Raw genomic sequence first — 13,471 nt, 5'->3', positions numbered from 1 at the left:
AACCGCTCAGACGGAGGACGCGTGATGCCGTCACCTCTCGAAATTTCCCCTGAAAAGCTAGTGCGCCTCATCGGTACGCCGAAATGCCCTTCGCTGATCGACGTCAGGACCGACGAGGATTTCGATGCGGATCCGCGGTTTATCCCGGGATCTCTCAGACGCGACCATAGGCTTGTCGAGGACTGGACCGGCGAATTTGCCGGGCGGTCCGCCGTCGTCATTTGCCAGCGCGGCCGGAAGCTGAGCCACGGGGTCGCTGCCTGGCTGCGCCACGCGCGCATTCCCGCCGATGTGCTCGAGGGCGGCTTCGAGGCCTGGGCGGAAGCCGGGCTTTCAACGGTTCCCGCCTCCGCCCTGCCGAAGCGCCAGCCGAACGGACACACGCTCTGGGTCACGCGTGCGCGCCCGAAAATCGACCGGATCGCCTGCCCCTGGCTCATCAGGCGCTTCGTCGATCCCGATGCGGTCTTCCTGTTCGTGGCTCCGTCCGAAGTCGAAGCGGTGGCCGACCGCTTCGACGCGACGCCTTTCGACGTCGACGCCCCGATCCGCTGGAGCCATCGCGGCGAGCGCTGCACCTTCGATGTGATGGTCGAGGACTTCGGGCTTGAAACCGGGCCGATGCTGCAGCTGGCGACCATCGTGCGCGGCGCAGACACGGCGCGCCCCGACCTTGCCCCCGAAGTCGCTGGACTGCTCGCGGCTTCGCTCGGGCTATCGCGAATGTATGCGGACGACCACGAGCAGTTGCAGGCGGGCATGCTGCTCTATGACGCCTTCTATCGCTGGTGCCGCGATGCCACCGGCGAAACGCACAACTGGCCCTCGGCAAAAAAGGGGGCATGACATGACTGACGTCGTCCACACGCCCGACGCCGGCAGGGCGTCGGCACCCCACGATCACGGCATTCCTTTTGCGGAAGCGCTACTGGTGTGGATGCGGATCGCCGCCTTGAGCTTCGGCGGCCCGGCGGGCCAGATCGCGGTGATGCACCGCGTCCTCGTCGACGAAAAGCGCTGGATCGGCGAGCACCGGTTTCTGCATGCGCTCAACTATTGCATGCTGTTGCCAGGCCCCGAGGCGCAACAGTTGGCGATCTATATCGGCTGGCTGCTGCATCGCACCGCGGGCGGGCTGGTTGCCGGCATCCTGTTCGTGCTGCCAGGTTTTGTCGCCATCCTGGGCTTGAGCTACGTCTATGTCGCCTTCGGCGACGTCGCCCTGATCGAGGGGCTGTTCTTCGGGCTGAAGGCGGCCGTGCTTGCCGTCGTGATCCAGGCGGTTTTCCGGATCGGCAGCCGGGCGCTCAAGAACAGGCTGATGATCGGCATTGCGGCCGCAGCCTTCGTCGCGATCTTCTTCTTGCGCGTTCCCTTCCCGCTGATCATCCTTGCGGCTGGCATTGTCGGCTATATCGGCGGACGCCTGGGCTCGCCGCTCTTTCGCATCGGCGGCGGACATGGCAAGGCCAGCGGAGCCGTGCTCGACGACGCGGAATCGGCGCTCGGGGAGGAAACACCGGCGCATGCCCGTCCCAACCTCGCCTGGTCGCTCAAGGTTTCTGCGGCATTTCTCGCTCTCTGGCTCGCGCCACTCGCACTGCTGTTCACGCTGCTCGGATCGGGGAATGTGTTTACCGAGATCGGCTGGTTCTTCAGCAAAATGGCTGTCGTCACCTTCGGTGGCGCCTATGCGGTGCTCGCCTATGTCGCTCAGGAAGCCGTGCAGCATTACGGCTGGCTAAGGCCCGGCGAAATGCTCGACGGCCTCGGCATGGCGGAAACGACGCCTGGCCCCTTGATCATGGTCGTGCAGTTCGTCGGGTTCATGGGCGCCTATCGCGATCCAGGTCTGCTCTCGCCCATGACGGCGGCGACGCTTGCAGCGTTGCTGACGACCTGGGTGACCTTCGTGCCCTGCTTTCTCTGGATCTTTCTCGGAGCGCCCTTCATCGAAAGGCTCCGGGGCAATGTCGCACTGACCGGCGCCATGTCGGCCATCACAGCCGCCGTCGTCGGGGTCATCCTCAACCTTGCGGTCTGGTTCGGCCTTCACACCCTGTTCTCGCAGGTCGTTGCGTGGGATGTCGGCGGCATGACGCTCGATATGCCCGTTCCCGGCTCGCTGGTCTGGCCGTCACTGCTGCTCACACTTGCGGCTGCAATGGCGATCTTCCGCTTCAAGACCTCGGTGATCGCGACGCTGCTCGCCTCGGCGCTGGCTGGAATGGCGTGGAGGCTGATCGGCGCGTAGGATTGCAATGATCAGGCGGCAAAACTGCCGGCAGAGGGCATGTTGACGTCGCCCCAGTTCTTCAGCGCAAGGATGACCGGCTCGAGCGTACGGCCTCGCTCCGAGAGATCGTAGTCGACCCTCGGCGGGACCTGGGCAAAAACCGTGCGCGTGATCAGGCCGTCGGCCTCGAGCTCGCGCAACTGGTTCGTCAGCATGCGCTGCGTCACGTTCGGAAGTTTCCGGCGGATTTCGTTGAAGCGCAGGGTGCCGGACATCAGGTGGTAGAGCACCACGCCCTTCCACTTGCCGTCGATCAGGCTGAGGGTCGCCTCCACGGCGCATCCCGGGCTGCAATCGAAACGGTCGCGGCGCGTGCGTCCCATCCAATGGTATCCTTTTCGACACTATGGGCATTAAATGTGCGTTCTTGCGATATCCTATCATAGTGCGCATCTTGGTTGTGTTCAACCGATGGAGAATTCAATGCGAGCCGTAGCCTACCAGGTCCCCCAACCGATCGAAGCCGAGATGTCGCTGGTCGATGTCGACTTGCCGCGCCCAGAGCCGACCGGCCGGGACATTCTCGTCGAGGTCAAGGCGATCTCGGTCAACCCGGTCGACACCAAGATCCGCCGTGGCGCAAAGCCCGAAGCCGGACAGTGGAAGGTTCTCGGCTGGGATGCCGCCGGCATTGTCAGCGCCGTTGGACCCGAGGCCACGATCTTCAAACCGGGCGACGCGGTCTTTTATGCCGGCGCGATCAACCGCCAGGGCACCAACGCCGAATTTCATCTGGTCGACGAGCGGATCGTCGGCAGCAAGCCAAAGTCGCTGGATTTTTCCGCCGCGGCGGCCCTGCCGCTGACATCGATCACCGCGTGGGAAATGCTGTTCGATCGGCTTGACGTCAACAGGCCGGTTCCGGGCGCCGCCAACGCCATCGTCATCATCGGTGGCGCCGGCGGCGTCGGCTCGATCGCCATCCAGATCGCGCGTGCGCTGACGGACCTCACCGTGATCGCGACCGCCTCACGTCCTGAAACCGTCGAATGGGTGAAGTCGCTCGGCGCCCACCATGTCATCGACCACCGCCAGCCGCTCGCCGAACAGATCGAGGCGCTTGCAATTGGCCAGCCCGGCTTCGTCTTTTCCACCACCAACACCGACGATCATATCGGCGAGATCGTCGAGCTGTTGGCGCCCCAGGGCCGTTTCGGCCTGATCGACGACCCCAAGCAGCTCGATGCTCTGCCGCTCAAGCGCAAGAGCCTCTCGCTCCATTGGGAGCTGATGTTCACCCGCTCGCTGTTTGCGACGGCAGACATCGAGAAACAGCACGCCTTGCTCAACAGCGTGTCGGAGCTGGTCGATGCCGGCAAGATCAGGTCCACCCTCAACGACGACTTCGGGACGATCAATGCGGAAAACCTCAAGCGCGCGCACGCGCTAATCGAATCGGGCAGGGCCAAGGGCAAGATCGTCCTTTCAGGCTTCTAGACAGGCAGGGGGCGCTTCCGCCCCCTCCCCTCCTGCACCCACCAAGCCTGCCGCCGCACCGTTCCACCGGGTCGGCAGCGGCCGGCATCTGCCAGGCATTCCAATGAAAACCGAGGCACGGACGCGGTCGTAACGACCACGGCTCTGGCCGATGCCGGCATGCCACTCACGTCTCCCCCATTTCACGTCGACCGAAAGATACCGTGATGACACATCCATCCGAAAAGCTGATCTCACTGGCGATCCTTGCCGCCCGGCCGGGTAAACGCGATGCCCTGCGTGACGGGCTGATGGCCCTGATCGAGCCGACCCGCAACGAGCCCGGTTGCCTGGACTACGTCCTGTTCGAGATGAAGGACGAGCCCGGAACCTTCTACATGCGCGAGGCCTTCACCAGCCGGGCCGCCCTCGACGCGCACTTTCAGACGCCGCATTTCCAGGCTTTTGCCGCGACCGTGGATGATCTGCTCGCCCGTCCGTTGCAACTGGTCTTCCTCGACCAGATTTCATCCTGAGCACGGATCGAGCCTGCCTTTCGCCGGGTCGTGCCCGGTGAACTCAATCGCGCGCCCGGGCATGTCACGCCTCCGTCACGCGCAAAGCGAGCACAGGTATGTTACGTACACTCCACTCGCAGCGGCCCGAGGGTTTTTCGTCAATCGCCGCAGGGTTTGAGTAAGATCATGCAACGATATCTTTTTCACATCCAACTGGCAGGCAGCACAAGCCGCGACAAGATCGGCACGCTGCTGGCCAGCGATAACCAGGCGGTCGAACATGGCCGTCTGGTTGCCGACGAAATCGCCGAAGACGACGACTATCGCGGCGTTATCGTCGCGGTGGAAAACGCCGATGGCCGTCTGCTGGCAAGGCTGACGGCTTCCAGGACCATGCCGCCCTGGCTGATCGCGACATCGAAGTTCGAGCATGCCTGGGCAGAAATGAGAATTGATTTCAGTAAATTGTAATCTGAATTTTTCAGTACGAACACTTTGAGCATCCGGCCGGGCGATCAGCCTGCCCCAGAGGAAGAGGCATCGGCGATGCCTCTTCCTCTGTTATTTTGTCAGTCTTGTCTTGTCGTTCTGTCAGAAGGTCGCCTTTGCACTCAGGATGAAGGCACGGCCCGGCTCATAGAGCGGCGTGACGGTGCCAAATTCCTGACCATAGGTGGCGCGCGCCGAATAGGTCTCGTCGAAGATGTTCTTGATCTCCGCGCGCAGCGTCAGATTGCTGTGGCTCGGCGGCTGGTACTCGACGAAGGTGTTGAACACCTTGTAGCCTTCGAGCGTCGGCGTCCCGGCCGCGACATCATCATTGTCGAGCGCAATCTCCACGTCGCCGCCGACAGTCACACCCCAATCCATAAATGTGTGGGCGGCCAGCAGCGTGATGAACTGGCCGGCAGGGGCCGCAAGATAGATGCCGGTATCGGAGTCAGCCGGCTTCCCGTCGATCGACACGTCGACATTGGCATATTTGGCCTTGAAGTAGCCATCGCCCCATTCATATCCGGCACCGACTTCGAAGCCTTTCGAGCGGACGTCATGGTTCTCGGTCGCCCTCGCGGCCGCGTATTTGGCGGTTCGCGCATCGTCGATATCGGTGCGGAAGAGACTGCCTTCGAGCGTGAAGCCATCGTGTTTGGCGACAAGGCCGAAGGCGTAATTGTCCGCCGTGACCGGCTCCGGACCCGTTCCGTAGTTCCAGTTCGGGTTCATGATGAAGTTTTCGGCCAGCGGCACACCGGCCCAGACACGGGAATAGCCGGCTTTGGCGATCAACAGGTCCTCGATCAGGTCATATTCGCCCGAGACGTTGCCGCTGAAGCCGGCATTGTCCCACTTCTCGTTTCTGGTCCCGGTAAACCATTGCTGGTCGCCGCGCACGCCGAAGGATAGACGCGTGCGCTCCCATGGATCGAGCCGCGCCTGCGCATAGATGCCGACGTTGCGCGCCCGCTCCGTCGAGGCATCGTATGGATCTTCAAGCTCGGCCTTGTCGTTGTAGAAGTCGAAACCGGCGGTGATGCTGCCGATGTCGAAGCTGAACTTGTTCTCGACCTTGCCGTTGAAGCTGCCGGTCTCGCCGGCACCGGGATAGGGAACCGATACCGTGCTCGGCGCCACAGGTCGCGGGAAGATCGGGATTTCGAGCCGCGTCGAGCTGTAAGCCAGAACCACGGTCGGATCCCACCAGCCCTCGGGCGTGCTGTCGGTGTAGGAAAACACCGTGTTCTGCCGGTCGAGCGTGTAGTCGCGCACGCGCGGCTCCCACGGCGGACGGCCGCTGATGAAGCCGGTATTGGCGCGGAACGGCCGGGGAGCGTCGTCGTAGACACGCTCATGGCTGAGCTCGAAACGGTCGCCGCTCTCGAATTCGTATGCCACCTTGCCGAGCCCGCTCAAAAGGTCGGTTCGCGTGCCTTCGACGATGCTGCCGGTTCCCGACTTGAACTCGTCACCCTTGGCGAAGTTGAAGTAGCCGAGAAATTCGAACCCTTCTTGCATGCCATAGGCGGAAAGGCCGGTCTGGAACGTCTTGCTGTTGAAATTGTAGTTGGAGCTGACGAAGCCGCCATAACCATCGCCGTCGAGCAGGTCGCGGGCATCCTTGGTCTGGTAGGCAATGGCGCCGCCGAGCGCGCCAGGCCCCGCATCGGCAGGCGCAATGCCCGCATCGACGCGCACGGCCTTGAGCAGGCTCGGATCGATCAGGTTGGTCGCGTTGTGATGGAAGACCTTGTTGTTCTGCCGACCGCCATCCATGGTCACGGCGAGATTGTTCTCTTCGATGCCGTGGACATAGACCTTCTGCGACATCGGCAGCGAGCTGCCGACCGCGATGCCCGGCTCGCCGCGAAAGACGTCGGCGATGTTGGCGGGGTTTCGCTGTTGAAGCTCCTTCTCGCCAATGACGATTTCCCCGACACCCAGCGCATCGCCGAAGACCGATATCGGATCGAGCGACGTGGAGCCGTCCGCCGGCGTGACGGCCGCGCCGCCGCCCGCAGCCCCGATCACCGCCGTGCGGCCGCCGATGATACGGTAGTCGATGCCCGTCCCCGCAAGCATCCGCGCCAGCGCCTCTTCCGGCGCGTAGGTGCCGACGACGGCCCTGGACATGACCCCGCGCGAGGCGGACGCGGCCAGCGTCACCTGCAGGCCCGATTGACGCCCGAAGAGATTGAGCGCGTCGGCCAGCGGTTGGGCCGGCACGTTGAAGCTGCGCGCGGCGCTCGCCTTGGAGGCCGTGGCCTGCGCCAGTGCCGGGCTCGGCCAATGCACCGTCGATGCGAGGCAGATCGTCATTGCCGTCGTTGCCATCAGCCGCCTTGCCGGACGCCCGCCGTCGCTGTCCCATTTCAAACGACGAAATTCCTTGCGGCCCTGCGATATGCACATTGTATTCTCGTCTCCTTGAACAGCACTCCGTTGCCGAGCGCTTTTCAACAAAGACGAGGGTCTCGATATTTTTTCTCAGAAATATTGAATATAATTCCCGGGCTTTTCAGTATTGCGAAAGAATACGCCCGTAGGTTGAAAACTCCCTGACGCGACCACCGTAGGGCTCGACCAGGGCTTTCAATGCATTGTCTGGATCGGTGAGATCGTAGAGGCCGGTGACCTTCAGGCCGGCGAGCTTGCGATCCGGAACTGCGATCCATGCCGAATGATAGCGCTGGAGTTGTTCGGCGACCGTGCCGATCGAGGCGTCCTTGACGAAGATCCGCCCGCTGCGCCAGGCCGCGACCTGATCCGGCTGGATGGTGTTGCGGATCACGCCACCATCGTTCGTATTCACCACCGCCATCTCGCCGGGCAGCAGCCTGAAATCCGGCGTGCGCCTTGCCTCGCCGACCGATACCTGGACAACGCCTCTTTCCAGCTCGACGGTGGTTTCCTCATGCGCAAGCCTGATATCGAAGGCCGTGCCGACGACAACCACCCTGACACCGCCCGCCTCGACGGTGAACGGGCGCGCAGCATCGTGTGCGACATCGAAGAACGCTTCACCGGAGAGCAGGGTGACGTGCCGCCCCGACGCCGTCATCTCGGTCTTGATCGCGCTGTCGCCACCCAGTTCGATAACCGTTCCATCGTCCAGCGCTACCCTCGCATTCTGGCCCGCCGCGGTGATGTGATCCGCCTGAAGGCGGATCAGGAGCGAGGGACCGGCCAGAAAGAGAAGCAGGGTTGCGGCCATCGCGGCGACGGCGGCCATGGCCGGGCGACGCCAGCTCCGCCTGCGGATGGCAACGACATTGCCACGTGGCGCGTCGGCCCACAGATGCTCATAGGCGGGCACCGTTTCGCCCATGAGCTGCCAGGTGCGCAGCGCGTATTGCCAGGCCCGCCGGTGGTCGCCGGACTGACGCAACCAGCGCTCGAAGTCGGCGGCAAGCTCGGGACAGCTGGGTTCAGCCTTCAGCCGCAGAAACCAGGCCATGGCATCTTCCAGGGTAGCGGTTGCGATTTCCTGATCTTGGGTCAATGACTTCCTACGCCGGTCTGGCCTCTTGCGAGGCACTTCTACCCGAACAATCCCTCTTTTGACAAAGACGATTAGCGCGCCGTTTTTTTTCAGCGCGCAACGACTTAGGTCGGATTGACCAGAAGCGCCGTAGCAATCTTCGTCATCGCCGCCGCAACGTAACGATGTGCGCTGGCCGTCGAGATGTTCAGGTGCGATGCCACTTCCTCGAGCGTGTACCCACCGAAGCGGTGCATTTCGACCGCGACACGCGCCTCGACCGGCAGTTCGGAGAGGATCTGCGAGATCCGGCGAACGTCATCGCACAGCAACGTCTGCTGTTCAGGGGTCGGCGTGTCGGCCGGCACCGACCAGAACGGGACATCGTCCTGGTGACCGACCGCCGTGACCTTCCGCCGCCGCAAGACGTCGAGCGACAGGTTCCTCACGGTCCGATAGAGGTAGGCAAGGAGTTGCCCCTTCGTGATCGATCGGGTGCTTGAGGGCAGAAAACGGACGAAAGCATCCTGGACGATGTCTTCGGCCGCGTCGCGGGACCCGAGCAGGCGCACCGCATAGGCAACAAGCGCCGGACGGTGGGCAATAAAGATATCGACGCGCGTTTCGGATTGGGTCTCGGTCGTCATGGGATCCTGGCCGGGAGCGGGTTCGTCCACGCGCATTGCTTTGCGCGGACGGCCGTAAAATTGAAAACATGCCTATAATAGTCAAGTTTAAAATTCAGCCCGATGCCAACTTTTCCCATTGAAGCCGCGAGTGTGTCCCGCGCGCCGCCAGTAATTAAGAGCCGGAAATGCCGGTGTTATCCGTTCGAACGGCGAACGATCAGCTCCGCAGCGCCGTCTTGAGGGTATCGCCGCTGACGAGGAGGACTTTCCTGGCTGCGTCTTCCGCCAACGCCGCCCAATGGTTTCTGATCGTCGTCGCCATCTGCACCCAGGCCCGATCGACGCCATTCAACTCGAGGGCGGCGATCAGCGCGTCCAGCCGTTCGACGCAAGCGGCGATGTTGACGTGCAGTCGCGACGCCTGATCGAGGGTCATGGCCGGATGCCCGAGCAGCTTTGGAACTGTCGTCGCCGCCATTTTCACGCGCTCGTCTTCTTCGATCAACGATCGCTGCCACGCTTCGCACATATACGCCCCCCACACGCTCGCACATGGCAGGATCGGCTCCCGCCCCACAACAGCCCATCAGGCAGAGCCGACACCCGCACCGCGAAACATCGGTCGCTCGGGAGCCGGTTCGCCTTACTGATCCCTGGAGCGGGCGACACTGCTCATTGCGCGGTGCCGCCGTAAGGGTCGTCGCGTCACACCAGGGTGATCCGGTCGCGGCCCGTGCGCTTGGATTGATAAAGGCCATCATCCGCACGGCGCAGCACGTCACCAATCGACGTATCCGAATGCAGGATTTCAGTCAGACCGCCGCTGATCGTCGCGGCAAACGCCAAGGTTCTCCGCAGCTCCGCTGTGATCTTCTGGCGGAGCCGGTTTGCGATTCCTTCGCCTTCCAAACGGGTCGTTCCGGGCATCAGCACGACGAATTCGTCGCCGCCGAGACGCGCCAGAACGTCGCCAGAGCGCAGTGCGCGCCGGCACACGCTGGCAATCGTCGCCAGCAGTTCATCACCGACGGAGTGTCCGAATTCGTCATTGGCTGCCTTGAAGTTGTCGACGTCGAACATCAGCAGGGACGTTGGAACGCGGCTGCCAGCCGAAAGGCCGAACTCGACCGCAAGCACGTCGAGCAGCTTTCGCCGGTTGTAGATCCCGGTTAGCGGGTCGGTCTCGCTTTGAAGGCGCAGTTGATGTTCGATGGCATTCTTTTCGGTGATATTGCTGGCGACCCAGACGACGGCGTCTTCGTCGTCGACCGGAAAGTCGAGCGCCTGCACCCGCCCTTCGAACCAGATCGGGTGGTCGGGGCCCGTCTTTTCCAGGCCTTTGACATCGCTGCCGGCGAGGCTGTACTCGACAATGTGAAGCGCGCCTGAAGAGAGCGCCTTCCCGATCTCGCGGACGAACCATTGCGCCTTGTCCTGCGCAAGCACGTCAAAGACGTTCTGGCCGACCAGATTGCTGCCGTCGTGGTAGTAGCGGTGATCGGACCCACCGAACAGCGCCGCATAGCGTCCGCTGCGCGTCAAAATGAAAGCTGGGTCGGGCAGCGCTGCGAGGATGAGACTAAGCTGAGCGCGTGAGAAGCGCGCCTCGTTCATCGATGGTGGATCTGCGCAGACAGGACTAGGCAATACGCTCATGACGATGGCATCCAGGCATTTCCGTCGTCCTTCCGTCTCGCCGACGCGGGACTGAGGGAGAAACGGCATCCAATTCACTCGAGGTGATGCTGTCGCAAAAACCCTTCCAAATATTCAATATTTCTAAGTTAACCGCCCCGCCGGCAACAGTCGACCCAGGCGACACCAGAAAACGTGCCTGATCGAACCAATATTCACGTTCGCCGGCAAGGACAGCGAACCATAGGGTCGGGGGCACTTGGCAATCCGGTCGAATCCGTAGATCCCGATGGGCAGGCGCGCGCGGCGACATCGACGGTGGCGCTGACGAACGCGAACTGCACTGCGGAGGGAACCGACACATGCTACGCTGGGGAATTCTTGGGACGAGCTTCATCTCCGACACCATGGCCGAAGCCATTGTCGGAAGCGATGGTTCGCGCATCGAAGCAGTCGCCGGGCGCGATCCGCAGCGCCTGTCGGGTTTCGCGGCGAGATACGGCGTTGCCAAGCACTACTCCGGTTTCGACGCGCTGCTCGACGACCCTGAGATCGATGTCGTCTATGTCGGCCTGCCCAACAACATGCACCATCAGGCGGTCATCCGGGCAGCGGAAAAGGGCAAGGCGATTCTGTCGGAGAAATCGCTGACGACGACGATGGCCGATGCAGACGCCCTGGCCCAGGCAGTGCGCGACAACGACATCTTCTTTCTCGAGGGCCTGATGTATCTCTGCCATCCGCTGATGGCCAAGGTCGGTGACATCCTGCGCTCCGGCCGGCTCGGCGCGATCCGTTCGGTCTCGGGCCTCTACGCCGCCGATATCTGGAAGTTCGTCAATCCGCACGGCGGCGGTACGATCTTCAATCTCGGCTGTTACCCCGCCTCGCTGCTGCATTTCGTGATCCAGACCGGCTGCGGCCCGGACGCCTTTGCCAAACGCACCGTCAGTGCGTTTGGAAACCCCTCGACGCATGACGGCAATATCTGCGATGCAAGCCTTTCGGTTCGCTTCGACAACGGCGTACTCGCCACGCTGCAATCGACCGACAGCTTCGGCATGGCGCATGCCTTTTCCGTCCACGGGGAACGCGGATCGCTGCGGTTCGTGAGCAACCCGTGGCTGCCGATCGCGGGCGAAAACCGGCTGGAGATCTCCGCTTATGGCGAGGCGCCCGAGGAGATCGTCGTTCTTTCCGATCACGACGCCTTCGGCCATCAGGTGCGGCTCGTGGAGACGTGCCTGAAGGCCGGCCGGAAGGAAGCGCCGCGCCCGGCGCCGCGGCTCGCCGATTCGCTCGAAATCATGTCGCTGCTGTCGGCCTGGGATCAGCAGGCGCGATTGTCCGTCGGCGCAAGCGTCTCCGGGCGCTCCGGCTGATCGACCTCGCGTGGCGGAGGCCGCCCGTTTGCGGCCATGCGGCAGCCGGCGAACCGGGTCACCAAAAATGATTGTCGGCGCGGCGTAGGACAACGTTCCAAACCGTGCGGTTTGTGCGTAACACTGGAACACCGCGCGAGGGGCGCGCGGCTTTCTTGGGGGAATTATGAAGAGATTGTTGCTCACCGCTGCGCTGTTTCTCGGCGCAGCCGCAGTCGGACATGCCCAGACCGTCAATGCCGGAAAATACACCGTAGAAGGCACGAACCTCGACGGATCCAGCTATTCCGGCACGGCGGAAATCACGCTGGCCAGCGAAACGACCTGCGTCATCGAATGGGATACCGCCGGCGTGAAGTCGACCGGTGTGTGCATGCTCAACGGCGATGCCTTTGCCGCAGCCTACGTGCTCGGCGATGCCCTTGGCCTCATCGTCTACAAGGTCAACGGCGACGGTTCGCTGGAGGGCACCTGGACGATCACCGGCAAGGATGGCAGCGGCACCGAGACACTCACTGAAGCGAAATAGCCGTCGCCAAGCCGCGACCGAGCGGCGGGCATCGCCGCGCGGTCACTTGGCCAAGCAACACCTGTAACGGCGACCTGCCGTTGCGGGTGTGGCTTCGAGGAAAGCAGGCCTAGAGCGCCACCTTGGCGGTCTTTTCCTTGTAGGCTTCCTTCGGGTCGCTGCCGAGAAGCAGCTTGATGCCAGCAAACAGGCTGGTCTCGTTCAACCAGATTTCCGCCTCGCTCGGCTCGAAACGCAGAAGAGCGAGTTGTGGATCGTCCTTTCCACCCTCGTACCAGGCCGCGATGTACTGGTTCCACAACCGCTCGATCACTGCGCGATCGTTGTCGAGGCGAATTGTGCCGTGGACCGTTGCGAACAATTCGTGATCCTTCGATGCGAAGGCGAACATGGCCGGCGTGTCTGCGCTCGCTTTCTGCGCGACGACGGCCGTCCGCACCGTGAAGAACCAGATCGGGCCGTGCTCGTCCTCCACCTGTGCCGTCATCGGGCGCGTGTGACCATGCTCTGCGTCCGCCAGGCCGAGCATCACGGTCATGTCGGATTTCAATGTCTTCCAGAATTTGCTCTTGAGCTCTTCGGGGCTTGCCAATGTCCTATCTCCTTGACGATCGCGCGCGCCGACGTGGCTCACATCCAACTGCGACGTAAGCGGTCGGACGCGCGGGCCGGTGAAATCAGAGACCAGGGGCCGACATCACGTTCGGCCACCTGGCATGTCCTGATCGACGTGCGGCTAGCGGTTGACGTAGCGCGACCGCTGCTCCTCGATCTGGGTCGGGCTGTAGGGATCGAGTGTCTCGTCGAACCTGCTCCAGCCTTCCTTGTGGTAGGCGGAGCGACGATCTTCGAGATCGACCCAGTTGGAACGCTGCAGGATGGCCTCGGCCTGCGCGACGTCGCTGTCGGCGACCCGCGCCGTCACCAGCGTTCCGCCGCGGCGAACGCCCTCGGCGTAGACATGCGCGTCTTCTTCCGACACGCCGGAATCGGTCAGCGCGCCGATAATGCCACCGACCGCGCCGCCGGCCACCGCGCCCGCGGCCGCACCTGCGGCGGTCGCTGCCAGCCAGCCGGCCGCCACGACCGG

Annotated in this window: 14 protein-coding genes and 1 pseudogene; 7 read left to right on the top strand and 8 right to left on the bottom strand. The window is 62.9% G+C overall.

Annotation, left to right across the window (positions count from 1 at the left end; genetic code table 11):
* The first annotated feature begins 24 nt into the window (after window positions 1-24).
* The gene (locus tag RTP54_RS22225; protein ID WP_312365813.1) at window positions 25-846 is read left to right on the top strand and encodes a sulfurtransferase/chromate resistance protein; all 822 of its coding nucleotides are present in this window, start codon (window positions 25-27) and stop codon (window positions 844-846) included.
* A gap of 1 nt (window position 847) precedes the next feature.
* Complete coding sequence (gene chrA, locus RTP54_RS22220; protein ID WP_112832402.1) at window positions 848-2,254, top strand: chromate efflux transporter; 1,407 nt, start codon at window positions 848-850, stop codon at window positions 2,252-2,254.
* 11 nt (window positions 2,255-2,265) lie between these two features.
* On the opposite strand, the gene RTP54_RS22215 is transcribed toward chrA, so the two are convergent.
* A complete protein-coding gene (locus tag RTP54_RS22215; RefSeq protein WP_312365812.1) occupies window positions 2,266-2,619 on the bottom strand; it encodes a winged helix-turn-helix transcriptional regulator in 354 nt (117 codons plus the stop codon).
* A 100-nt stretch (window positions 2,620-2,719) separates the two neighbouring features.
* Between RTP54_RS22215 and RTP54_RS22210 the strand changes: the two genes are divergently transcribed.
* The 3 genes from RTP54_RS22210 (at window position 2,720) to RTP54_RS22200 (ending at window position 4,701) form a co-directional block, all read left to right on the top strand.
* Window positions 2,720-3,733, top strand: coding sequence for a zinc-binding alcohol dehydrogenase family protein (locus tag RTP54_RS22210; RefSeq protein WP_112832401.1), 1,014 nt, complete (start codon window positions 2,720-2,722; stop codon window positions 3,731-3,733).
* A 206-nt stretch (window positions 3,734-3,939) separates the two neighbouring features.
* Window positions 3,940-4,248, top strand: a complete 309-nt coding sequence (locus tag RTP54_RS22205; RefSeq protein ID WP_112815163.1) for a putative quinol monooxygenase — start codon at window positions 3,940-3,942, stop codon at window positions 4,246-4,248.
* 156 nt (window positions 4,249-4,404) lie between these two features.
* Window positions 4,405-4,701, top strand: coding sequence for a DUF6894 family protein (locus tag RTP54_RS22200; RefSeq protein ID WP_162703598.1), 297 nt, complete (start codon window positions 4,405-4,407; stop codon window positions 4,699-4,701).
* Window positions 4,702-4,821: 120 nt separating this feature from the next.
* Here RTP54_RS22200 and RTP54_RS22195 read toward each other — a convergent pair whose 3' ends face one another.
* The 5 genes from RTP54_RS22195 to RTP54_RS22175 form a co-directional block, all read right to left on the bottom strand.
* A complete protein-coding gene (locus tag RTP54_RS22195) occupies window positions 4,822-7,137 on the bottom strand; it encodes a TonB-dependent receptor (protein WP_312365811.1) in 2,316 nt (771 codons plus the stop codon).
* 106 nt (window positions 7,138-7,243) lie between these two features.
* A complete protein-coding gene (locus tag RTP54_RS22190; RefSeq protein ID WP_312365810.1) occupies window positions 7,244-8,182 on the bottom strand; it encodes a FecR domain-containing protein in 939 nt (312 codons plus the stop codon).
* A gap of 149 nt (window positions 8,183-8,331) precedes the next feature.
* Window positions 8,332-8,853 (bottom strand): RNA polymerase sigma factor, encoded by a 522-nt coding sequence (locus RTP54_RS22185; RefSeq protein ID WP_312365809.1) that lies wholly within the window; start codon window positions 8,851-8,853, stop codon window positions 8,332-8,334.
* Window positions 8,854-9,052: 199 nt separating this feature from the next.
* The gene (locus tag RTP54_RS22180; protein ID WP_112810723.1) at window positions 9,053-9,340 is read right to left on the bottom strand and encodes a hypothetical protein; all 288 of its coding nucleotides are present in this window, start codon (window positions 9,338-9,340) and stop codon (window positions 9,053-9,055) included.
* A gap of 200 nt (window positions 9,341-9,540) precedes the next feature.
* On the bottom strand, window positions 9,541-10,491 hold the full coding sequence (locus RTP54_RS22175; RefSeq protein WP_312365808.1) for a diguanylate cyclase: 951 nt from the start codon (window positions 10,489-10,491) through the stop codon (window positions 9,541-9,543).
* Window positions 10,492-10,832: 341 nt separating this feature from the next.
* On the opposite strand from RTP54_RS22175, the gene RTP54_RS22170 reads away from it, so the two are divergent.
* Complete coding sequence (locus RTP54_RS22170; protein WP_312365807.1) at window positions 10,833-11,852, top strand: Gfo/Idh/MocA family oxidoreductase; 1,020 nt, start codon at window positions 10,833-10,835, stop codon at window positions 11,850-11,852.
* A 166-nt stretch (window positions 11,853-12,018) separates the two neighbouring features.
* Window positions 12,019-12,381, top strand: coding sequence for a hypothetical protein (locus RTP54_RS22165; RefSeq protein ID WP_112810720.1), 363 nt, complete (start codon window positions 12,019-12,021; stop codon window positions 12,379-12,381).
* Window positions 12,382-12,490: 109 nt separating this feature from the next.
* Here RTP54_RS22165 and RTP54_RS22160 read toward each other — a convergent pair whose 3' ends face one another.
* The gene (locus RTP54_RS22160; RefSeq protein ID WP_112810719.1) at window positions 12,491-12,973 is read right to left on the bottom strand and encodes a pyridoxamine 5'-phosphate oxidase family protein; all 483 of its coding nucleotides are present in this window, start codon (window positions 12,971-12,973) and stop codon (window positions 12,491-12,493) included.
* A 144-nt stretch (window positions 12,974-13,117) separates the two neighbouring features.
* A pseudogene (locus tag RTP54_RS22155) lies at window positions 13,118-13,471 on the bottom strand (hypothetical protein); the annotation flags it as partial.

Origin of the sequence: Ensifer sp., from assembly GCF_031989085.1 — a bacterium.
Classification (GTDB): Bacteria; Pseudomonadota; Alphaproteobacteria; order Rhizobiales; family Rhizobiaceae; genus Ensifer.
The sequence above is the reverse complement of the archived record's forward strand: the minus strand, read 5'-3'. Positions and strand labels throughout refer to the sequence as shown.